18 protein-coding genes, 4 tRNA genes and 1 pseudogene are annotated in these 21,680 nt (G+C 42.7%); 4 read left to right on the forward strand and 19 right to left on the reverse strand.

Annotation, left to right across the window (positions count from 1 at the left end):
* Positions 1-86: 86 nt before the first annotated feature.
* From G4407_RS09415 to G4407_RS09435, 5 genes are all read right to left on the reverse strand, one after another.
* The gene (locus tag G4407_RS09415; protein ID WP_173688693.1) at positions 87-1,277 is read right to left on the reverse strand and encodes an Rpn family recombination-promoting nuclease/putative transposase; all 1,191 of its coding nucleotides are present in this window, start codon (positions 1,275-1,277) and stop codon (positions 87-89) included.
* A gap of 677 nt (positions 1,278-1,954) precedes the next feature.
* Positions 1,955-2,974 (reverse strand): substrate-binding domain-containing protein, encoded by a 1,020-nt coding sequence (locus tag G4407_RS09420; RefSeq protein WP_173688694.1) that lies wholly within the window; start codon positions 2,972-2,974, stop codon positions 1,955-1,957.
* Positions 2,961-4,685, reverse strand: coding sequence for a sensor histidine kinase (locus tag G4407_RS09425; RefSeq protein ID WP_173688695.1), 1,725 nt, complete (start codon positions 4,683-4,685; stop codon positions 2,961-2,963). The genes G4407_RS09420 and G4407_RS09425 overlap by 14 nt, the downstream gene beginning before the upstream one ends.
* Positions 4,672-6,267, reverse strand: coding sequence for a response regulator (locus G4407_RS09430; protein WP_173688696.1), 1,596 nt, complete (start codon positions 6,265-6,267; stop codon positions 4,672-4,674). Before G4407_RS09430 ends, G4407_RS09425 begins: the two co-directional genes overlap by 14 nt.
* 197 nt (positions 6,268-6,464) lie before the next feature.
* Positions 6,465-6,953: a QueT transporter family protein gene (locus tag G4407_RS09435; protein WP_173688697.1), complete on the reverse strand. Its 489-nt coding sequence runs from the start codon at positions 6,951-6,953 to the stop codon at positions 6,465-6,467.
* A gap of 226 nt (positions 6,954-7,179) precedes the next feature.
* On the opposite strand from G4407_RS09435, the gene G4407_RS09440 reads away from it, so the two are divergent.
* Positions 7,180-7,386, forward strand: coding sequence for a hypothetical protein (locus G4407_RS09440; RefSeq protein WP_173688698.1), 207 nt, complete (start codon positions 7,180-7,182; stop codon positions 7,384-7,386).
* Positions 7,387-7,562: 176 nt separating this feature from the next.
* On the opposite strand, the gene G4407_RS16560 is transcribed toward G4407_RS09440, so the two are convergent.
* Together G4407_RS16560 and G4407_RS09445 are read right to left on the reverse strand one after the other, a co-directional pair.
* A complete protein-coding gene (locus G4407_RS16560; protein ID WP_227120655.1) occupies positions 7,563-7,655 on the reverse strand; it encodes a putative holin-like toxin in 93 nt (30 codons plus the stop codon).
* A gap of 411 nt (positions 7,656-8,066) precedes the next feature.
* Positions 8,067-8,137: transfer RNA gene (locus tag G4407_RS09445), tRNA-Gly, on the reverse strand.
* 149 nt (positions 8,138-8,286) lie between these two features.
* Here G4407_RS09445 and pepI point away from each other — a divergent pair.
* Positions 8,287-9,168 (forward strand): proline iminopeptidase, encoded by an 882-nt coding sequence (pepI, locus tag G4407_RS09450; protein WP_173688699.1) that lies wholly within the window; start codon positions 8,287-8,289, stop codon positions 9,166-9,168.
* Positions 9,169-9,391: 223 nt separating this feature from the next.
* Here pepI and G4407_RS09455 read toward each other — a convergent pair whose 3' ends face one another.
* From G4407_RS09455 to G4407_RS09500, 9 genes and pseudogenes are all read right to left on the reverse strand, one after another.
* Complete coding sequence (locus G4407_RS09455; protein ID WP_173688700.1) at positions 9,392-9,973, reverse strand: xanthine phosphoribosyltransferase; 582 nt, start codon at positions 9,971-9,973, stop codon at positions 9,392-9,394.
* Between the two features lie 82 nt (positions 9,974-10,055).
* A complete protein-coding gene (locus G4407_RS09460) occupies positions 10,056-10,934 on the reverse strand; it encodes an aldose 1-epimerase family protein (protein ID WP_173688701.1) in 879 nt (292 codons plus the stop codon).
* A 269-nt stretch (positions 10,935-11,203) separates the two neighbouring features.
* Positions 11,204-11,289: transfer RNA gene (locus tag G4407_RS09465), tRNA-Leu, on the reverse strand.
* A gap of 68 nt (positions 11,290-11,357) precedes the next feature.
* Positions 11,358-11,439 (reverse strand) — tRNA-Tyr (locus tag G4407_RS09470).
* Positions 11,440-11,529: 90 nt separating this feature from the next.
* Entirely contained in the window at positions 11,530-12,456 is a 927-nt protein-coding gene (locus tag G4407_RS09475) for a C39 family peptidase (protein WP_173688702.1), read from the reverse strand.
* A gap of 208 nt (positions 12,457-12,664) precedes the next feature.
* Positions 12,665-13,144 carry a carbohydrate-binding domain-containing protein gene (locus tag G4407_RS09480; protein WP_173688703.1) on the reverse strand — a complete coding sequence of 160 codons (480 nt, stop codon included), beginning with the start codon at positions 13,142-13,144 and terminating at the stop codon, positions 12,665-12,667.
* 67 nt (positions 13,145-13,211) lie between these two features.
* Positions 13,212-13,737 (reverse strand): annotated as a pseudogene (locus G4407_RS17175) (VTC domain-containing protein).
* A 178-nt stretch (positions 13,738-13,915) separates the two neighbouring features.
* Entirely contained in the window at positions 13,916-14,671 is a 756-nt protein-coding gene (locus G4407_RS09495) for a tRNA threonylcarbamoyladenosine dehydratase (RefSeq protein ID WP_173688706.1), read from the reverse strand.
* Positions 14,672-14,745: 74 nt separating this feature from the next.
* Positions 14,746-15,408, reverse strand: a complete 663-nt coding sequence (locus tag G4407_RS09500) for a 4'-phosphopantetheinyl transferase family protein (RefSeq protein WP_173688707.1) — start codon at positions 15,406-15,408, stop codon at positions 14,746-14,748.
* Positions 15,409-15,643: 235 nt separating this feature from the next.
* Here G4407_RS09500 and asnB point away from each other — a divergent pair, with 235 nt between their 5' ends.
* A complete protein-coding gene (gene asnB, locus G4407_RS09505; RefSeq protein WP_173688708.1) occupies positions 15,644-17,479 on the forward strand; it encodes an asparagine synthase (glutamine-hydrolyzing) in 1,836 nt (611 codons plus the stop codon).
* Between the two features lie 719 nt (positions 17,480-18,198).
* On the opposite strand, the gene G4407_RS09510 is transcribed toward asnB, so the two are convergent.
* Positions 18,199-19,143: an AEC family transporter gene (locus G4407_RS09510; protein ID WP_173688709.1), complete on the reverse strand. Its 945-nt coding sequence runs from the start codon at positions 19,141-19,143 to the stop codon at positions 18,199-18,201.
* Between the two features lie 137 nt (positions 19,144-19,280).
* Between G4407_RS09510 and G4407_RS09515 the strand changes: the two genes are divergently transcribed.
* Positions 19,281-19,355, forward strand: a tRNA-Pro gene (locus G4407_RS09515).
* Positions 19,356-19,362: 7 nt separating this feature from the next.
* On the opposite strand, the gene G4407_RS09520 is transcribed toward G4407_RS09515, so the two are convergent.
* Both G4407_RS09520 and G4407_RS09525 read right to left on the reverse strand, forming a co-directional pair.
* Positions 19,363-19,923 (reverse strand): HD domain-containing protein, encoded by a 561-nt coding sequence (locus tag G4407_RS09520; protein ID WP_201856671.1) that lies wholly within the window; start codon positions 19,921-19,923, stop codon positions 19,363-19,365.
* Between the two features lie 208 nt (positions 19,924-20,131).
* Positions 20,132-21,364: a replication initiation protein gene (locus tag G4407_RS09525; protein ID WP_117558134.1), complete on the reverse strand. Its 1,233-nt coding sequence runs from the start codon at positions 21,362-21,364 to the stop codon at positions 20,132-20,134.
* Positions 21,365-21,680: the final 316 nt, after the last annotated feature.

The following is a 21,680-nucleotide window of genomic DNA, read 5'->3' on the forward strand; positions in this document are numbered from 1 at the left end:
GCAAAAAATACTGCCCCGGAGCTTCGGTGCAGTATTTTTTACTTTGGTATGTCGCGAATTTTTACTTAATTCCTTCGATAAATGTTTTAAATGCCTAATTCTTCAAAAAGCTGCTGTCTGTAAGCTTCGTCTGCCGATGCTTTTACCAGATCATCCATACGATTTTCTTTTATCAGTCGCTGATTAAGCTCCGCCATTCTCTGAATTCCGTTATCACCAGCCTCAGCTATCTCTTGTTTTAATTCCTGTTTTTCTTCTGCAAGGCTACGCCTTTCATTTTCAAAGTCTTGTTTTTTCTCTGCAAGATTACTTTTCTCTAATTCCAGATTGCTTCTCTCTGTTTCCAGATTGTTCTTCTCTGCTTCCAGATTATTCTTCTCGGTTTCCAGGTTGTTCTTCTCTGTTTCCAGATTATTCTTCTCGGTTTCCAGGTTGTTCTTCTCTGTTTCCAGGTTACTCTTCTCTGCTTCAAAGTTGTTCTTCTCTGCTTCAAACTTCTGCCTTGCTTCTGCAAATTCTTTCTCTACTGCCTGTCTTGCCATTTCATGCGCACTTTCCACAAACATCATATGATCTCTTAATGCTTTTTCTCTTGCCTCATACTCCAGACGTTTCCTCTCATCCGCACTCAACTGCTCCAACTCTTTATATGCTTCATCAATATATTTGTCCTTTTCAGCCATCTTGACAAAATCCTCCCTTCGTTTTCCTCCGAAGAAACGCATCCAATGCGTAAGATCTGTTTCATTCCGAGATTCCGGTGGTAATTTCGGCAACTCAAAAATATGCATTTGCAATAAATTTGTGCTAATTTCTCCTGTCTCTTTATCGCATAACCCAATATGGTGATAAAACCGGTCATCATCCTTGAAAAAACAATAATCCAGTATCCCTATATGGATACATGGCTGAAGTTTGCTGTAGCTGTCACCTTTTTTCATCTGACCTGTAACCATTTTCGATAAATAAAATACCGTTCTCTGAAACCAGTACAAAGTTGTAACTACCTGCATTTCCAAATCTAGCTGCTCCCCGCTTTTCATACTCACATGCACATCCAGAATCCCATATTTTTCATCCGCATATTCTGGTTCTAAAATTGTCGGCAGAAGTTTTGTTTCCTCGATTTTCTCAGGATCGATTCCAAAAACTGCTGCGATAAATCCTTTCCTGACTTCCGGATTTGCCATCAGTTCTTTGAAACAAAAATCCACCGTTGGATGCATGATAAAATCTTCCTGCTGCGTTTCATTTTCCATTATTTTGTTTTCTGACATACACATTTCTCCTTTTCTTTCGTTTAAAATCAGACATTAAAAGGAGATGTGCCAGTAATCTGTTTATAAAATTATTTTATCATATGGCCATAAGATGTAAAGCAAAATCCTTTTATCGTCCTGTTGTTTTATCATCGGATATTTGCCCTGATACGAGCTGCCGAAAATAAGACACGCTTTGGTTAATAGATACTTTTGCTGCTCTACAGAACGTGAGCTGCGTGTATGCAGAATATCACAGACACCCATGAATTACAAGTTTCCCGGAAACATCTCTTTATTTCGATACTTTTCGGTAATTTAAGAAATTTTTCAAAGTATTTTCTGGTAAAACTCATACTCTCTATTGATTATTGATATTTCTTTCATTGGTGGATTTCTTTATCCGTGAACAATCCTATTATCTCTATATAACATAAGAAAGAATGTGCCTCAGCACATTCTCGCGCCGAGCGCGTTGCTGAGCGCCAGTGGCGCTCGTTAAGCAACGACCGAAGCGGAGCGTAGACCGCTTGCGACATTCTTCATCTTCGTGCGAGTGCGCATCTCCGGCACGCAGTGCCTTTTATTTCATAGGAAATTCTTTTGGAATTTCCTATGAAATGAAAAAGCTGCAGCCCAAATATTTTTCAGACTACAGCTTCTATACTTCCTAACAGCTACGAACATTCTGCCCGTTACTTTTCTTCAAATGAAAATAACGCCTTCTGGCTCTTATCATCATACATATTTTCTCTTGTCACCAGAATACTGCTGGTTGCCGTCTCCTTCTTTTCCGGCTTCTGTCCATTCAGCAGTGTATTGATCTGCTCAATCCCCAGGTATCCCATCGCATATGGGTTCTGGACGATCAGCGCATCTACATTTCCTTTTTCCAGCATTCCAATGGATTTTACGTTACTGTCAAACGCAACAACCTGCGTCCGCTCTCCGGCTTCAAGCGCTTCTACCGCATCACCGACTCCAAGTGTTGTCCATTCATTAAATGTCACGATCACATTGATCTGCGGATTGTCAAGCAACATCCTCTCGGTGCCCTCTCTTGCATCTGTGATCGTAGACTTTACATTGATGGACGCCGTAATATTTGCCCGGTCATCCTTGAGAACCGTATCCCGGAACCCCTCTTCACGAAGCTGCCCGTTCTCCGTACTCTTATCAAAATTTACGATCCCGATATTCAGATTTTCCGCCTGATTACCAAGCACTTCTTTCCCTGCCATACATCCGGCTTCATAATTGTCTGTACCAATATAGCATTCCACAGCCTTACTGTTTACTGGGCTGTCCACAACCACAATCCTGATTCCTGCCTTTGCCGCGCGGTCGATTGCTTCCGCATTCTTTTCAAAATCAATGGCAGAAAACAGAAGTGCATCTACCTGTTCCCGGATTGCCCGGTCTATCATTTCATTCTGCGCCTCATAATCTTCCTCACCGTCTCCATCCGGTCCTTCGCACACCAGATCCAGATTATATTCCGCACTTGCCGCACCGGCTCCCGCATATGCGGACTGCCAGAAAGAAGAATCCATGGATTTTGTCAGAAATACTACTTTTTTCTTCTCGATGACACTATTTGTACTGCCTTCTCTTCCTTCCCAGAGTCCGTCACCCGTCAGGACAAAAAACAGAATTGCAAGTAGGATTACACCTGCACCAATTGCAATAAATGGTTTTCTTCTACTTTTTCTCATATTCTTCCTCCCTGACCTTCGGCATACGAATCGTCACACAGGTTCCTTCATCCAGCTCACTTGTGATATTCAGTCCATAATTGCTTCCAAAATAAATCTTGATCCGGTCATTTACGTTCTTGATTCCGATTCCGGTACGGTCTCCCAGCTCTTTGCGCAGAATCTCCTGACACTGTTCTTCCGTCATACCGATTCCATTATCCTCCACCTGGAAAATAATATCTTCTCCGTCCTCAAAAATACGGATCCATATCTCACCCTCATCGATCATCTGCTTTACACCATGATAAATTGCATTCTCGATAATTGGCTGCAAAGTAATTTTGTTACAAAGATACGAAAGACACGACTCTTCCACCTCAAATGAATAGGTAAATTTGTTCTTATACCGATAATTTTCAATCTTCAGATAACTCTTTGCATGTTCCACTTCTTTTTCGATCGGAATCAGCTCATGCCCTTTACTGATACTGATACGGAACAGCCTTGCAAGTGCCGTAACCATCTCTTCTGCATCTTCATTTTTCCCGTCTTCACACATCCATGCAATCGCATCCAGTGTATTATACAGGAAATGTGGATTGATCTGCGCCTGAAGCGCTTTAAGCTCTGTTTTCCGCAGTGTGATTTCTTCCTGTCTGACCTGCTCCATCAGCTTCTGGATCTTCGCAACCATGTGTTCAAACGAGTTGGATAAAGTCGTGATCTCTGTAGTTCCCGCCATCGGCTCAAATACAAAATTTTCCGCATTTTTTTCAAACCGGTGCATATCATCGGCAAGCTGCCTTACCGGTGCTGAGAACAGTTCTGAAAAAGCCCATCCGAGAAGAAATACTGCTCCCATAACCAGACACAGAACGATCAGAAGTCTGGATACCGCACTGCTTACCTTCTCCGTAATCATTTCATCTACATAGCAGACACCTACAATTTTCCAGTCACAGTTCTCGAGATTTTTCACAGTATAGATCACCTGTTCCTGAATATGTGTCCCTTCTTTTAAATCCATTCCCTTCTCTTCTTTTAACCCGGAATAAATGAGCTGCTGCTGTGGATGATAGATCAGATTGCCTTTTTTGTCCGCAATATAGGCATAGCCGTGCTGCCCGATTCCTACATCATCAACATAATTGGCAATGTCAGAAAAACGGATGTCAATATTTACCTGTATACTGGTTCCGTCTTCTTTCTGAATCTTCTGGTAAACGGTTACAACCCATGGATAATATCCCTCAAACAAAGATTCCACATATGGTTTGGTTATATGCAGCCTGCCATCGTCATCTTCCATTTCGGTACTCTGAACAATACGATAATTCTCTTTCAGCTTCTGCCCTCTGTTCCAGTAACGCAGAAGCTCCCCATCTTCGCCACAAATTGTTACCGCTACTACATCGGAACGGATATTTACCAGATTCTGGATATATTCCTCAGAATGATTATTCTCATGACGCATTCTCGCCACGATCCGTTCCAGTATGATCCGCATATCCTGTGTATAATTCTCAACCGTATTCTGTACCTGTTCACAGCTCTGGGAACTGCTCGTCACTGCGCTTTGCTCCATTGCATTCCGGTAAATCTGAACAAAAATAAGCGTTGCAGCCACTACCGAAATCAGGACGATTCCCATTACCATTGCAATAAACACACCGGAAATAGATATATTCCATCCCTTGTGCTGATCTGCTTCTTTTTTACGCCTGTTCATGTTCCCTCCTGTATTTGTTCGGTGATACTCCCGTCAGCTTTTTAAAGCAGTGGCTGAAATAATACTGATCCTTATAGCCACACAACTCTGTAATCTCACCGATCTTCATACCTGTACACTGCAGAAGCTCCATTGCCTTTTCAATTCGTTTTTTCGTCAGGATCTCAACCAGTGAACTGCCTGTCGTCTTTTTTATCAGACTGCTGAGATAATTCGGCGACACTCCGATCTCTTCACTGATGATCATAACAGACAGATCCTGCTGGGCATAGCGGTCCTGTATGATCTGCACTGCCTGCTCGCAGATCACCTCACTGCTCTTCTTTCTCTGATCCATAAGCATTTTTTTAGCCTCCATACACAGCCTTTTTATGATCTGAAAATTCTCTGCCATACGTTCCATTTCACGCATCTGCTGCATGGAATATTTTTTCTGAAGAACTTCTACACCACATTCCCCGATTGCCATATAAATAACCTTATATACTGCCGCCCCGATCTCGGTCAGAAGTATCGTACTAAGTACCAGTGTATTCTTGCCTCCATTTCGCAGTTTCTTTTCCAGATCATCCAGATAAATCTCCAGATCCTCTGCCATTCCACCACGTAAAAAATTCTCCATCGTTGCTGTAATTTCCTGTATTTCTCCCTGTTCCAATCCCGATCCGTGCTCTGCATCGGAAATGAAATAGACACTGCTTTTATCCTTTCTGGAATAACTGAGCGCATTCATTGCCTCCAGATAGCTCTCTCTGCATTTTCCAAGAGTATTCACACTCCTGCTTACCCCGACCTGACAGCAATATCCCATAATACGCTCCACACTCTGGACAATTTCTTCTACAATAATATGTAAATATTTACCCATGCCTCCCGGAGTCGTCGCGATCAGCGATACCACTCTTCCTTCCAGATGGCAGCTTATATAATGAACATATTTTTTCAGGATCATATCAACTGCATTTACACTGCTATAGCTTGTCTGATCCTTTCCATTTGCATCACGGATTCCGGTTACAAGCACCACGTACTGCATATTATCAGGCTTTGGATTACGGATCAGCTCACATGCCTCTGCCCGCTCAAGAAGTGTCTCTTCGGACACCCGTTCATTCTGAAAACTGTCGAGCAAAAGCGGAATAAGAAATTCCGTCTTGCGGCTGTCCAGCCTCTCTTTTCTTTCTTTTGTAAATTCTTCCACACGCTGATCCATGGATTTTTTAATCTTTATCAGTTCCGCCTCGATCTCTTTTGCTGAAATCGGCTTCAGCATATAGCTTACAATATTATATTGAATTGCCTGCTGCGCATAGGTAAAATCATCAAATCCACTTAAAAATGCGATCTGTACCATCGGACGAACTTCCCTGACCGCCCGTGCCAGCTCAATCCCCGATAAAAATGGCATCTTAATATCGGTAAGGAGCAGATCTGGTTCCAGCTTTTCAACCAGTTCCAGCGCGTCTGCACCATTTTCAGCTTCCCCGACTACTTCAAAACCAATCTCTTCCCACTTTACCCTGCGAACAAGACTTCTGCGGATTTCCTCCTCATCATCAGCAACAACAACTGTATATTTCATATTTCTCCCTTTTTCCCTTACTGTCAAACTTTCATCTGGTTACAGTTTCTCTTTTTATATTATAGAAGATTCATATCCACTTTTCCATAAATATATCTCCACTCAAATTTGTAAAATTCTACGATTGTATACACGACAATAGTATAAAAAGAGGACAGGCTGAATAGCTTTTCAGTCTGCCCTCTTTTTACATCTTCTTATGCTGTTTTAAAAATTACATTTCTATAACGATTCAATGCAGTATAAAGGACTAATCCAAGCACACCACATCCGACAACTTCTCCGACACCAACTGTCAGCATCATAAACGGAATCGGAAGTTCTACTCCATATCCGTAACGAAGTACAAACGGAACGATCACTGTGTTAGCAATAATCGGTGGTAACGGTGCAAGGAAACGGTTTTTGTTACGAAGCTGATAAGTGAAAAATGCTCCGATCAAAGTTGCAATGCTTCCGAAAATGATATCCGGCAGGATTGCTCCTCCGAGAATGTTTCCAACAATACATCCAACGAAAAGTCCCGGAATCGCTGCCGGTGTAAATACCGGAAGGATCGTAAGTGCTTCTGCAATACGAATCTGTACTTCTCCGAATGAAAATGGTGCAAATACATAAGTAAGCACCACGTAGATTGCAGCGATCATCGCTGCCTGAGTCATAAATGCTACATTCTTGTTCTTCATATGAAATTCTCTCCTCTAGTTTTGTTTTACGTGTGGAAGGTCACGAACACACGATTCATTTTCGCGCAGCAATGAGTCTGGCGGCCATGCTTGCATGGACATCTGACGAATGCCGCGGAAGGCATATACTGTAAGTATATGACCTTACGCCGGGAATCGGCGAAACCCTTGTAAGACCTTGGTTTTTAGGGATTTTAGTAACGGGTGTTAGTATAGCATGGTGGGGATGAAAAATCAAGGTAAGTACCAAAAAAGTACCAAATCGCCAAAACAGCCTTACAATTTTACCGATATAAACTCCCGGATAAACGTTACATTCCCTAAAGGACAAAAAGAAATTATTGCAGAAGCGGCACAACTAGCCGGTGAATCAGTCAACGGATATATCAAAAAAGCTGTAGATGAAAGAATAGCACGTGATTCTGAGAAATAGTCAGATCCTAATTATTTCTATAGGCTTGAACACTGGTAAACATTTCGTTCACCCCTTGCGTCCTGCTGCCAGATATGCTATATTTAAGACAGAAAGAGGGAAACCGCAAGCGGCTACCCGCAAATAGTGTCAACTATTACTAATATCAGTCGTCAACTATTCCCAGTAGTTGGCGGCTATTTTCTTTTACCCTTGAAAATCTCATAACAAAGACCTACAAGGGCAACAATGAATATACTAAACTGAATCAGATCAGAATATGTAACCATCGTATCGCCCTCCTTTCTTTCGTCTGGAGGGTGTTTTTTATCCCTCCGTAACAGAGGGTAGCCGCCTGGCTTTGGTTTCCCTGTCTGTATCTTACCATGATGACAGCAGACAAGGCAACATGAGATTTTCAAGGGTAAACGAAAATAGCCGCCACTACCGCAAATAGTGACGGCTGTTCATAAATAACAGTCAACTATACAATTGGGGGGGGGTAGCCGCTTGCGGTTTCCCTCTTTGTGTCTTGAATATAGCATATCTGGCAGCAGGACGCAAGGGGTGAACGAAATGTTTACCCTTATAATCGAGCCGACATTTTAACGTACCAGTCGAAAATGACTAAATTTTTCTCTATAAATCAAGAGCCCGGTCACCACTTTGGCGACCGGGCTCCTGATTTAAAACATAACAAAAGCGGGTGATGGGAATCGAACCCACGTATCCAGCTTGGAAGGCTGGTGTTCTACCATTGAACTACACCCGCGTGACTCTTATTATTATATTCATCATTCAACTGTTTGTCAACAACTTTTTTGTTTTTTTAATTTTTTTTATTTTTCCACTTTTTCTTTCTCTTACTTCATTCTGATGTTATAATGAAGAGACTCAGTGTACTGATAGGAGGGATTAAATATGAAAATTACAGAAGGCTACATGCCTTATCTTGGATACAAAACCTACTACCGTATTGCAGGCGAATGCTCCGGCAATAAAAAACCACTCATTCTGCTTCACGGAGGACCTGGTTCTACACATAACTACTTTGAAGTACTTGACCAGCTTGCTGATGAAGGTCGTGCAATTATTTCCTACGACCAGCTCGGCTGCGGTAATTCCTATGTAGAAGGACATTCAGAACTCTGGTGTTCTAAAACATGGATGAATGAACTGATCGAACTCAGAAAGTATCTCGGACTTGATGAACTTCATCTTCTCGGACAGTCCTGGGGCGGAATGCTCTCAATCGAATACTTATGCGATCACAAACCAGAAGGGATCAAATCCGTTATTCTTTCCAGCACCCACCCATCTGCCAAATTGTGGGCCCAGGAACAACACCGGATGATCAAATTCATGTCCCAGGAAGATCAGGACGCCATTGCCAAAGCTGAAGCAACCGGCAATTTTGACGATCCGGCATATCTCGCAGCCAATGAACGCTTTATGCTTCTTCATGCCGCCGGCGTACCAAAAGACACCGATCCTGAATGCCTGCGCCGTCCAAAAAAAATTGGAACAGACTCTTATATCACCGCGTGGGGACCAAATGAATACACGCCAATCGGAAATCTCGGCAACTATGAGTACCGTGACAAACTGAAAAATATCAAAGAGCCGGCACTTATCATCAATGGAGCCAACGATCTTTGCACTCCACTGGTTGCAAAGACCATGTATGACAGTATCCCGAATTCACGCTGGGAACTTTTTGATGACTGCCGTCATGTATGCTTCATTGAAGATACCGACCGCTATTGCAGGCTTTTAAATGAATGGATGGAGCAAAATGACTAAACCTGCTCAGCGTGATTGGATATATTGTTATCTTTCGCTCTTCACTTGCCATGTTTTTCTATAACCGCTCGTGGATCAGCTAAAACAAATATCACTCTCTTTTTGTATATCAAAAATGCAGATCCCTGTGAAAATACAAATCTGCACTTAGCTCATCATATACGCAAAAGACGCATATGCCCGACAAAATTTTTGTTCAGGCATATGCGTCTTTTTGCACTTTTTACTGCTCTCTGAAAGTGATCTCACCCGTCTCACTGTTCATAGCTTCTACAATCGCAAGTGATTCCAACGGATAACCCAGGTTGCGGATGATTCTTCCGCCAGACTGGAATCCTTTTTCGATCACAATTCCAATTCCCTCTACAGTTGCACCTGCCTCTGTAACCAGCTGAATCAGCCCCTGCAGCGCACATCCATTCGCAAGGAAATCATCAATAATGAGCACATTATCTTCCTCTGAAAGGAATTTCTTTGCCACAATTACCTGGTTCTTGCATTTGTGGGTAAATGATTCGACTTCTGCTACATACATCTCCCCTTCCAGATTGATGCTCTGTGTCTTTTTCGCAAATACAACCGGCACATGAAAATGCTGGGCTACAATACAGGCAATCCCGATACCAGAAGCTTCGATTGTCAGGATCTTGTTGATATTCTTATCTGCAAATCTCTTCTTGAATTCCGCTCCGATCTGGTCAAATAATTCAATATCCATCTGATGATTCAGAAAACTGTCCACTTTAAGAACATTTCCTTCTTTCACGATTCCATCTTTGACAATACGTTCTTCCAAAAAGTTCATCTTATGTTCTCCTCTTCCTTTTTATAATTCCATGTATTTTTTCCATTGTATCAGTCTGGGCTTTGAAACGCAACCCTCTTGGCTATTTTACCAGAATCTTGTAGCTCTTTTCAAAAACTGCTCCCGGTTCCAGTTCATTTCCCCACTCACGCTTTTCCAGTGTATGGTCAAAATCTTCTCTGTCACTTCTTCCATACCATGGCTCAATACATACAAATGGCGCATGTTTTTTCGCCGGAGACCAGATTCCAAAAAGCGGTGCATCAAATTCTATTTCCAAATATACCTTTCCCGAAGGATCCACCAGTCCTGCCCTCTGTGCCTGATGATTTTCAATAATAAGTGCATCCTCATCAAATAAATGTTCCTCAAGCTTCAGACATTTCCCGGAAAGATTTAAGACTTTTGTCCGTGGACAAAGTGCACCTTCTTCATTCAGGATGCTACTCGTGAGCGGTCCTTCTGTATCAAATACCAGCTGATAATCCTCCTGCTTTTCTCCTTCTTTCAAAGGGCAGTTAAATGCCGGATGCCCTCCGATCGAAAAATACATCTTCTTATCATTTGTATTTTCTACTTTCCACATTATTTCCACCTGACGTCCGGAAAGTCTGTATCCTACTTTCAGGATAAAATGAAATGGATATTTTTCCAATGTCGTTTCTATATCTTTGAGCATAAACCAGATTTCATTTTCTGTCTGACTCTCCAGATCAAATTCCATATCTCTTGCAAAACCATGCTGTGACAGCGTATATGTCTTTCCTTCGTATACCGACTGCTTCTGCGCATAATTTCCTACAATCGGGAAAAGAACCGGTGACGTTCTTCCCCAAAATTCCGGATCTGCCTGCCACAGATATTCCTGCTCTGTCTTATTGTCTTTTAGCGATTTCATTTCTGCGCCTGCTGAAATAACAGTCAGTGTAAGTTCTTCATTTTTCAGTTGATATGCTCCCATTTTTATGCCTCCATTCCTTTCTGTATCTACTTTTCTGCCTCTACGCCGGCAAATACGGATTGTATCAGACGGAGCAATTCCGGTTCACTTCGAAAATATCTGGTATTCTCTCCATTCCACTGGATTTCTCCCTGCCTATCTTCCATATCTCCGGCATCTCACCTGACGCTGTTCAACTCACAATATATGTGTGTATTTAACAGAATCCCGGTTAAACAAAAAGCAGGAGAAATGCTGTAAATTCAACGTTTCTCCTGCTTTTCAAACACTGCCGTAGACCGGAATCGAACCGGTACGGGTATCACTACCCACGGGATTTTAAGTCCCGGGCGTCTGCCAGTTCCGCCACTACGGCAAGAGATGCTCAAACGGTTTCCGCGAAAAGCATACGCGCTCTGCACTGTCTTTTCAACCTCGCATCAATGGGCGGAGGTGGATTCGAACCACCGAAGCAAATTGCAGCAGATTTACAGTCTGTCCCCTTTGGCCACTCGGGAATCCACCCATTTTGTCTCTCGACAATATCTATTTATATCATAAATAAAGAAAAAGCGCAAGGGAATTTCTCCAATTCTCCTGCACTTTTCCCAAATTTTTATACCCAGAATGACCACGCTGCATTCATCTGATTTATAATTGTATTCAGATCCCATTTCTTACGGCTGTTGATCTTACTGTTCGGATCATTGACCAGTACATGCCCATCCTCTGTCAGCCCGGAAAGGACGATAAAATGTCCCTGGTTTGTAAAATCCCCCGGTCCCATACTGCAGATGATCGGATGTCCTGCCGAAAGCTCGGATTTGAGAGTGTCTTCTGACCAGTTGGTAAGCTGCGCAGAGTTTATTCCAAGCTCTGAAGCTCCTGCAGTCATAAGTGTCCAGTCCGTTCCAACATCGTCTACATAATATCCCATATTTACACTCATATCTGCCACATACTTCGGTGTAAATGAAGTATTACCCGTAAGTCCTGTCGCCACCATGGAAAGGCTGGTCGGTCCGCATCCACCCATTCCGATATTCTCGGAACCATAAGATGCATATCCCCATACTTCGCTCCACTGGAAATATACCGGAATATGGTTCTGGATTCTGTAATCTTTCAGATCAACTGCCTGAAGTCCCTGTGAACTGAGTTCTTCCTCTGATCTTGCTGACTGTTCCGGATAATCAATCACCCACTGCAGTGCTTCCTGATGATCAAACAGCCATGTCAGCAAATCATCGGAATACTTTTCTCTGTTCAAAATGATTTCCTTCGTCTCCGGGTTTTTCTTATATAATTCGCCCAGCTGGTCTTTATACTGGTCAGAATCCAGCACCTCCTGAACTTTCTCCGCTTCTATCTCTTCTGGTGTCTTTGTTTCTGTCTCTTCACTTGTCTCCGTCTTTGTCTTGGCAGAGGATGTCTTTTTTGCAGATTTCTTTGCACTGCCGCTTCCACAAAGCATCAGGATCACAGCTAAAACTATAATTCCGGCTGCTGCAAGAATGCCTGCCTTATATAGCTTTCTTTTCATCCTTCGTACTTCCCGCTTGCGCCTCGCCATTTTTTTCTGGCGCTGCTCCGCTCTTTTCCTGTCTTCTCTCATCATATGTCTATGGTTCTTCCTTCCTTAAACGACATCTCGTTAATGTTTGTTCCTTTTTACGCATATTTCAGCCTTACTTTAACATATTTCTTCATGAGAAAACAGTCTTTTCCGACAAGTTTAGAATTTTTTAAGTTTAAAGCTCTGTATAATTACTCTCCAGAGTCACCTCTGTTTCCTGATCTCCGATACAGATTGTATAGGTTTTTCCGACCTTTAATTTCGAAGAAGAGAATGCATACCACTGCACATTTTTCTCGATTTTGATCTCTGTGATCACATTGCCCTCCTCATCTTTTACGGAAATCACAGTTCCACTTTCTACCTGTGAATCCAGACTCTGACAGATAACTGGCTGCTCGGAATCTTCACTTGGATTCTGGATCATACCGTTGCTTCCTACTGCTGCAAAGGTTCCTCCGGTAATCTTACACTCGGATGCATAATCCAGCGTTCCATTGCCTCCATCTTCCGGTCCATGCAACGTCAGATTCCCGCCGGTGATCAGAATATCTCCGTTGGCATCTAACCCGTCACCATTTGCATTTACATAAAGGTTACCACCATTAATCGTGAGCGTTGCACCCTGGTCTTCAGCCTCCATTCCGCCGCTCATTTGTCCTGGCTGCTGTCCGCCTCCCGGACCATTTCCCGGATCCGGTCTGGAATCATCTGTCTGCTCTTTATTTGTCCCACTCTCTGCCGTTGTATCTGCTGCGGATATTCTGGTCGATCGTCAGACGGAGTCCCGAATCTGTTATACCATAATAGCCTCTCCTGTCATAAGCCAGATAGACTCTTGGAACCGGATGGTAGAACTTTATAAAATAATCGATTTTCCGGAAGATCTGGTTCTGCTCCTCAGGCTTTCTTCCTTCTTCGAGATAAGCCTTTGCCTGATCTGCCGGAAGCGCCAGCCTTCGTTTGTATACAATGCCCTTATATTTTTTTGATTTCCAAAAAAATCCGGCTGTTTTCATTCACTTCTCCGTAACCACGAATGCGAAACTTCTCTTTATATTTCGGTTTTTCCAGAGAATTGCGGATCAACCTGTAGTTATCTGTATCGTAGTAAATATTGTGGATTGTATGAAGTCCATATTCATCCATACAGATCCTGTTCCCGGCTTTTTCAAGAAAAGCTTCACACTGCTCACGGCTTAGTTGATATTTCTTTTCAATCCGTTTAAATACATTTTGCTCTGCCATACTGCCTCCCTCGCTCTTATTAAATGATTACAGGGAAATTATAAAAGTAAAATGTGTGTAAATTAGTGGGAATCTGTGAAAAAAGAATAAAACAAAAAAGCCAGACGTTTGCTGCAAGTTCTGACAGCAAACGCCTGGCTTTGATATGCGCCCCGCAGGGGCGCCCGCGATTTTATTTTTATTTTGCACAGAGGTCCTTCACTACTTCCCCTGCGATAATCAATCCGACTACAGATGGCACAAATGCCACACTTCCCGGAATATCTCTTCTCTCCGTACATTTATGCTTTGCTCCCGGCGGACAGATGCAGTGGTTTCTGCAGCTGATCGACATATCCTCGATCGGTCTGGTCGGTTTCTCTTCTGAATAAACAACTTTCAGCTTCTTAACATGACGCTTCTTTAACTCCCGGCGCATAACTTTTGCAAGTGGACACATCTGTGTCTTATAGATATCAGCCACTTTAAATGCACTTGCATCCAGCTTGTTTCCGGCTCCCATACTGCTGATGATCGGCACATTCATTGCCTGCGATTTCATGACAAGCTCAATCTTTGCAGTCACAGTATCAACTGCATCAACTACATAATCATACTCATCAAACGGAAATTCATCTGCATTTTCCGGAAGGAAGAAGCATTTGTGGATTCGCACATCCACGTCCGGATTAATCTCCAGCATTCTCTCCTTCATAACATCTGTTTTGTATTTTCCAACGGTCTTTCTGGTTGCAATGATCTGACGGTTTAAGTTGGTAAGACATACCTTGTCATCATCGATCAGGTCAAATGCACCGACTCCGCTTCGCACCAGTGCCTCGCACACATAACCGCCGACTCCGCCGATTCCAAATACGGCAACTCTTGAATTCTTCAGTTTATCCATCGCCTCTTTGCCAAGAAGCAGTTCTGTTCTCGAAAATTGTGTAAGCATCTTCTTCTCCTTCTTCTCTCATAAAATACCTGTAAACTCTTAACCAATCCACTTCTTGTTTCATTGGCTTATTTTCAATCTTTAAGTTCCACAATCATTTCTCTTTTGTAAATATCTGTCATATCCAAAATATTTTCGTCAAAATTCGGATTCGTTGAGCAGACCGCAATCCTTGCTCCATCTGTCTGATATTCTTTTAAATAATAAGTTTCCCGGATTTCTTCCGGCTGCCTTAAAAAAACCGGATCTCCCTGCTTCGGAATCCTGATCTCGCTGGTATTCAATCCCATCACAAGGCCTTTGCGCGTCGCTTTTAAAAAGCTTTCTTTTAAAACCCAGTAACGGTAGAACATTTCCGTCTGCTCTGCTTCATCTGCATTCCGGATCCTCTCATATTCAGAAGAACAAAAATATTTTTCTGCCAGCCTTTCATGATATTTTCGCATACATTCGATGTCACAGCCTACCCGCTCTCCGGATACGCCTGCGCTGCACAGAACATATTTCCCCGAATGTGATAAATTAAAGGACTGCCCTGCATCCTTCGGTATCTGGTGTCTCTCCTGTATCTTCATCCAAAGATACCATGCACCCACGCTTTGAGCCTGATCCTCCCTGTGCTTTAGCCGGTCTGCTTTTTCCTGTCGGAACACCGGAACTTTTTCATAAATTTTTTGATAATTTTTCTCATCAAGCAGATCAGATATATCTGCCAGGAAAGTTTTTACCTTTTCCATTTCCCGGATTCCTCTTTTCTTTGCCGGCTTTTCCGCATTTATCTGCATTTTTCACTATATAACACCTGTAAAAAATATGCAAGGAATATCCTACTGATTTTATTGGATATTCCTTTCCGGTTTTTTATCCCTTGTTAATCTTATATAGACTATGGTATAATAAATAAATCTACAGGCAAAATTAAGTTACTATAATATTTTTAATATGTATCAATTCAGAAAGGATGTGCAATTTATGTGTGGATTTGCAGGCTATTATGGCGCCGGCGATTTTAATAGAGAAGAAGTCATCGACCAGATGGGTGAACGCATTGCCCACCGCGGACCTGACAGCAAGGGAAGCTTTGTTGATGACTATGTAGCCCTTGGCTTCCGCCGTCTGAGTATCATCGACCTTGAAGGCGGATCTCAGCCGATTCACAGTGCAGATGGCAAACATGTCATTATTTTTAACGGAGAAATTTACAACTATCAGGAGATCCGTAAAGAACTGATTGAGAAACACGGATGTCAGTTCCGGACAAACTCCGACACAGAAGTTATTCTTCAGGGATACAAGACCTACGGAGAAAAAATTGCTTCTATGCTCCGCGGAATGTTCGCATTTGTAATTTACGATAAAGAAACTCACAACTTATTCGGAGCAAGAGACTACTTCGGAATCAAACCATTCTACTATGCACAGATGAATGGAAGCCTTTTATTTGGTTCTGAGATCAAGTCCTTCCTGGCTCACCCACATTTCCATAAAGAGGTCAACAAAGATGCCCTCAAGATGTACCTGATCTTCCAGTACACTCCACTCCTTGAGACCATGTTCAAAGGTGTATTCAAACTGGAACCGGGAACATACTTCACTTATGATGGAAAAGAACTTAAGAAAACAAAATACTTCGATCCGACTTATGCAAAGAAAGACCGCAGCTTTGACGAGACAGTAAAACTCATCGGTGAGACAATTCAGGATTCTGTTGATTACCATCAGATTGCTGATGTAGAAGTAGGATCCTTCCTTTCAGGTGGTGTTGATTCAAGCTACATCGCATCTACTGTAAAACCGATGAAGACCTATTCCGTAGGATTTGAAGTCGGCGGATTCGATGAGACAACCTTCTCCAAGGATCTGTGCGATATCCTTCATATGAGCAATGCAAAGAAAGAAATCTCTTCTGACGAATTCTTCGATGCTCTGCCGGAGGTTCAGTATCATTCCGATGAACCACATGCCAACCTTTCCGCTGTACCGCTGTACTATCTGTCACAGCTCGCAGCCAAAGATGTAAAAGTAGTCTTAAGTGGAGAAGGTGCAGATGAGATGTTCGGTGGATACGAGACATATATCCCAAGCAAATCCGGTGATATGTACCGCAAGATCGTACCGGCATCTATCCGTAAAAAACTCGGAGACTGGGCAAAACACCAGCCAGACAAAAGAGGACTTAACTTCCTCAAGAGAAATGCAACTTCCGTAGAAGATTCCTACATCGGACAGGCATTCATCATGGACAACGAAGAAGCAGATGAAGTACTCGCTCCTGCATACAAGAGCAAGATGCGCTACCAGGACGTAACCAAACCGTACTTCGACCAGGTAAAAGATCAGGACGACCTTCATAAAAAGCTCTTCCTCGATATGCACCTGTGGCTGCCACACGACATCCTGCTCAAAGCAGATAAGATGACCATGGCACACTCCCTCGAACTGCGTGTACCATACCTCGACAAAAAAGTCTGGGAACTCGCCCGCAGCATCGACAGCAAATACTGCGTAGACGGCATGGAAACCAAAAAAGCCTTCCGTATCTCCGCCCTCTCCCACATCCCAATGGACTGGGCAAAACGTAAAAAACTCGGATTCCTCGTACCATTCAGAGTATGGCTCCGGGAAGATAAATACTATAATAAAGTAAAAGAAATGTTCCAGAAAGACTTCGTATCCGAATTCTTCAATCAGGACTTACTGCTGAAATGGCTGGAAGATCATAAGAATAAAGTTGGAAATTATCATAGAAAGATTTATACAGTATATTCATTCCTACTGTGGTATGAACAGTACTTTGTCCTCAGATAGAGCAGTGCCAAAATAAAAAAACACCCAAATTTCATGCTCGCATGAAAATTTGGGTGTTATTTTATTTTGATAGAGCGATAGCTCGCACAGCGAATGAACCGCCAGGTTCACGAGCTGTGGTGCACTGCTCCTCCCCTAAATCATTCGACCCACAAACTCCTCTTACCTACAACACACATCCATCCAAGGGGAACAGCGCCAGCGCCTTCCCCGCCCCCTCGCACCATCCTCCCAAGGGGAACAGCGCCAGCGCCTTCCCCGCCCCTGGCACCCATCTCCCAAGCGAACAGCGCCAGCACCTTCGCGCCTCTCCGCGCCAAAATCTCCCTTTTGCACAATTGCAACCTCCCCCGCATACTGCTATACTCAACTCACGGGTGCTACCATAACGGTAGGCGGTTAGTCCTTCACCAGAGGGACTGTGGACTTCCCCCTCTGATTACATAGAAACCTGAAACGGAATCCACTGGAAAGGAGGGCTAAGCTAATGAGTATTTTGGATTTCATTGCAGTTGCAAGCTTTGGCATCAGCTGCTTTTGTGCCGGATACACATTCGGCAAAGATCATAATAAGTCACAAAAATAGCCGCCCCTGTCTGCAAACTAGGCGACTATCTTTGATATTCTAAATAGTTAAGCGGGCTAACCGTCTATCGGTATCACCCTTTTTCTATATTCATACTATCACTCAATCATAAATATGTCAAAATTTTTCCACTCTACACCAACCCAAACGATCTCAGCACATCCAGCCACATCGTAAGCGTAAACGCACTCAGCAACGTCGTCATCATAATCACCCCGGAACTAAGCGTCCCTTCATGTCCCATATTCCTTGCCATAACAAAACAGCTGACCGTCGTAGCGGATCCAAGCATCACCAGAATCGCAATCAATTGCTCATTTCTAAATCCAAGCATCGCTGCCACCGGCAGAAATATCGCACAGAATCCAACCAGCTTCATAAACACAGCAACAAGTGTAGGCTTCATCTTCGATGTTGCCTTTTTCATCTCAAATGTTGCACCCATCGACATCAGTCCCATCGGCGTCGCTGTCGCACCGATACTTGATACCGTCTTATGTAAAATCAATGGCATCGGAAGCTTAAGCGCAGACCAGACAAATCCCGCCACAATCCCAATAATGATCGGATTCGTCACAATCCCCTTCAGCGTTTTCTTTACCAGCGCCTTATCAAAAGAATTATTCCCCGGTTTAAACAATGAAAGTACCACAACCGCCATAACATTATAAAGTGGCACACTTCCTATGATCATCAGAGGCGCCATTCCCGCAGTTCCGTAAATATTCTGGATAAACGCAATACCAAGAAGCGCCGCACTGCTCCGGTAAGTCGCCTGTATAAATTCGCCTTTAATGCTCCGGTCTTTCCACAGCATTGAAATCAAAGTTGATATCGTAATACTGATCGCCGTCACCACAAAACAAAAAAGAATAAACTTAATATCCCATACTTCCGAAAAATCCACCGTTGCCAGCTGTTCAAACAACAACACCGGAAGCGGAACCAAAAATACAAACTTGTTCATCTTTGCCGCAAAGACTTCATCCATCCACCCCAGTTTTCTGAATAACATTCCAAGTAACATCATCAAAAAGATCGGAATCGTTGCATTCAGACTGAAAATTAAATTTTCCATAATTATTCCTCATCTTACTCATTTATATTTGCATATCGTTATTTTGAACTCTTTCCAGAAACCTGTCAACTGCATTTCTTCACATCAAAACAATGATTGAGATTTAAAATAATTTATACTATAATGAAATAACACTTCGGGGTATGGCTCAGCTTGGTCAGAGCGCACGGCTGGGGGCCGTGAGGTCGCAGGTTCGAATCCTGTTACCCCGATTTATAACTAAATTTCTTCAATCTTCCGCTTGGAATCTTTCCTCACTTCATCCCGAAGCCTTTGGATATATTCCGTAAACTTACATTCTTCATTCCCATACGTCATCTGAAGATCATACTCCAACGGAATCCATGTCGAGATATCCGCCTCATTATGCTGGATCAGCGCCTCCAGCTTATCCAGTGATTTATAAAGCCTCGCCTCCTGTGTCTCCATCGCTTCCATCTCTTCAAATAATGTCTTCCATTCTGCACGGACCGGTTCCGGAAGTGTATCCGTCAGCTGCTCCACCTTTTTATTCTCAACCCTTCGGTCTTTATCCGTCTTTTCAAATGCCGGAATATCTCCGGTGATCGCCTCACCCATGTCATGGATCAGGCACATTTTTATCACCTTATCCATATCCAGCTCCGGAAATTCATCTCCAACCAGCATTGCCATCAACGCCAGCCGCCAACTGTGCTCTGCCACACTTTCTAACCGACCTGTAGAAGTATACGAGTGTCTGGTATTACATTTCAATTGTTCCGCTGTCTTTAAAAAATCTAATAGTTTTCTTATTTCCATGTTCTTCTTCGGTTCCTCCATCATTTAACTTTAGCAAACTTTTATTTCGTTCAAAAAAGCAAAAATTAGCTTTTCCAATTTCCATAAAATAAGACACAAAATCCCCGGGATGCTACCTGCCTCTCTGCAAATAGCATCCCGGGGACACATATATCCACTTAACTTGTGTACCATTCAGGTAATAATTCTACTTTTCGCAAAAAATACCCTACTCTTTTTTTACTTTCTCGCGCTCTTCTATGTATTCCTGATAAAGATCCAGCGTCATCTGCGCTTCTTCCAGCGTCTTTCCTTTGAACTTGGATACTTTTTCGTTCTCATACCACTTTTCTTCGATACATTTTCTGAGCCATCCAACCAGATTATTGATGTATGCCTGCTCCTGTGACAGCTTAAAAGCTTTCCGGATCACATCCGGCTGGTTATCGGATACCTGAAGCAGCACCTTGATCTCCTGGATCGTGATCGGTTCATTTCCAAAAATATCAGCAACTTCTAAAATCAGTTTTTCATTAACCGGAGTTTTCTTTGCAGCCAGTACATTTGGCGCAATCTCTTCGCCCTCTTCTTCTCCGGATGGCATACGCTGAAGGTCTGAATGATGGATACACTTCGGATTCTTCTTCACAAAGAAACGGATTCCTGTAACCTTTCCGCCCTTCCCGCTTTTAACCGGTTCATAATCAAAGCAGATCTCGGAATACTCGGATTCTTCCAGCTCTTTTTTCGCAACTTCAAGTACTTTTCTACGGAAATTACGCCAGTCCTCAAACGGTGCATCCTTAATCTCTGCAAGCGCTTCTTCAAAACGTCCCTGCTCAACAAGACGTTTTACTGCTTTAGATGCATTTGCATCAACTACATTCAGTGTAAATTTAAGCTCTGCGATCGTGTATGGATTCTTCGGCGGTCTCGGTACGATCAGCTGGTCACACTGTTCCCTGTCAAAACGATAATACTGGGTTCTCAGGATTTCGTAAACACGGGTTGTAAACAGGGATTTAAAAGAGCACAATACATCAAGACTCATACGGGTATAGTCTTTTTTCAGGTTATAGATATGAGGTTTCATCTCTTTAGTAAATCTGGTCGTAAACACACCATCTCTATATTCACATTTATTCACTACATTGAACATGATGAAGTTCTCTTTTTCGTCGTCCTCGATACTTACTACATGTCCCAATGTCTCTTTGGAAACTTCCTTCAGACGGGAATAGATGGAGTTTCCTGTTATATGAAGGTAATTCTTAACGTCCTTTGTGGAAACCTTCGCAATCAACTCTCCATCTTCTACATATGCTTTTGCAATTGCAATATTAAGAAGCTTTCTTTCAAATAATGATGTACTGGATTTACTTTCGATCAGCACATTGGAACGGGAGACCGTATCCCGGTCCAGCAGTTGTTTCTCTTTTGGTTTTTTCTGTGTTTCCTTCATCGCTCATACCCCTTAATTGTTTTCTTCTGTATTATTGTGTACTTTTGAGGTGTGTTAAAATCCCCTCTACACCCCATATAATCCCTTATTGTGTACCATTCGGGGTAACCAACCCCTTTATATTGGGGATTTGTGTACCAAAAAGGAACACCCTCCCCTAAAAAGTACCCCATAAAATGGGGTTTCTGTCTTTTTTTACGTTTTGTGTACGTTTAAGGTGTGTATTGTTCTTTTCGTGTACCATTAAGGTACCTTTTTTGATAAAAAATGTGTACCAAAACGGTACGTCTAGGTTGATTATATACAAGAACACCAC

Origin of the sequence: Allocoprococcus comes (assembly GCF_013300725.1) — a bacterium.
In the GTDB taxonomy this organism is placed as follows: Bacteria; Bacillota; Clostridia; order Lachnospirales; family Lachnospiraceae; genus Allocoprococcus; species Allocoprococcus comes_A.

Coding starts and splice junctions, on each gene's coding strand:
- G4407_RS09415 (WP_173688693.1), bottom strand. CDS start 1,277: ATGTCAGAAAACAAAATAATGGAAAATGAAACGCAGCAGGAAGATTTT.
- G4407_RS09420 (WP_173688694.1), bottom strand. CDS start 2,974: ATGAGAAAAAGTAGAAGAAAACCATTTATTGCAATTGGTGCAGGTGTA.
- G4407_RS09425 (WP_173688695.1), bottom strand. CDS start 4,685: ATGAACAGGCGTAAAAAAGAAGCAGATCAGCACAAGGGATGGAATATA.
- G4407_RS09430 (WP_173688696.1), bottom strand. CDS start 6,267: ATGAAATATACAGTTGTTGTTGCTGATGATGAGGAGGAAATCCGCAGA.
- G4407_RS09435 (WP_173688697.1), bottom strand. CDS start 6,953: ATGAAGAACAAGAATGTAGCATTTATGACTCAGGCAGCGATGATCGCT.
- G4407_RS09440 (WP_173688698.1), top strand. CDS start 7,180: ATGAAAAATCAAGGTAAGTACCAAAAAAGTACCAAATCGCCAAAACAG.
- G4407_RS16560 (WP_227120655.1), bottom strand. CDS start 7,655: ATGGTTACATATTCTGATCTGATTCAGTTTAGTATATTCATTGTTGCC.
- pepI (WP_173688699.1), top strand. CDS start 8,287: ATGAAAATTACAGAAGGCTACATGCCTTATCTTGGATACAAAACCTAC.
- G4407_RS09455 (WP_173688700.1), bottom strand. CDS start 9,973: ATGAACTTTTTGGAAGAACGTATTGTCAAAGATGGAATCGTGAAAGAA.
- G4407_RS09460 (WP_173688701.1), bottom strand. CDS start 10,934: ATGGGAGCATATCAACTGAAAAATGAAGAACTTACACTGACTGTTATT.
- G4407_RS09475 (WP_173688702.1), bottom strand. CDS start 12,456: ATGAAAAGAAAGCTATATAAGGCAGGCATTCTTGCAGCAGCCGGAATT.
- G4407_RS09480 (WP_173688703.1), bottom strand. CDS start 13,144: ATGAGCGGCGGAATGGAGGCTGAAGACCAGGGTGCAACGCTCACGATT.
- G4407_RS09495 (WP_173688706.1), bottom strand. CDS start 14,671: ATGCTTACACAATTTTCGAGAACAGAACTGCTTCTTGGCAAAGAGGCG.
- G4407_RS09500 (WP_173688707.1), bottom strand. CDS start 15,408: ATGGAAAAGGTAAAAACTTTCCTGGCAGATATATCTGATCTGCTTGAT.
- asnB (WP_173688708.1), top strand. CDS start 15,644: ATGTGTGGATTTGCAGGCTATTATGGCGCCGGCGATTTTAATAGAGAA.
- G4407_RS09510 (WP_173688709.1), bottom strand. CDS start 19,143: ATGGAAAATTTAATTTTCAGTCTGAATGCAACGATTCCGATCTTTTTG.
- G4407_RS09520 (WP_201856671.1), bottom strand. CDS start 19,923: ATGGAAATAAGAAAACTATTAGATTTTTTAAAGACAGCGGAACAATTG.
- G4407_RS09525 (WP_117558134.1), bottom strand. CDS start 21,364: ATGAAGGAAACACAGAAAAAACCAAAAGAGAAACAACTGCTGGACCGG.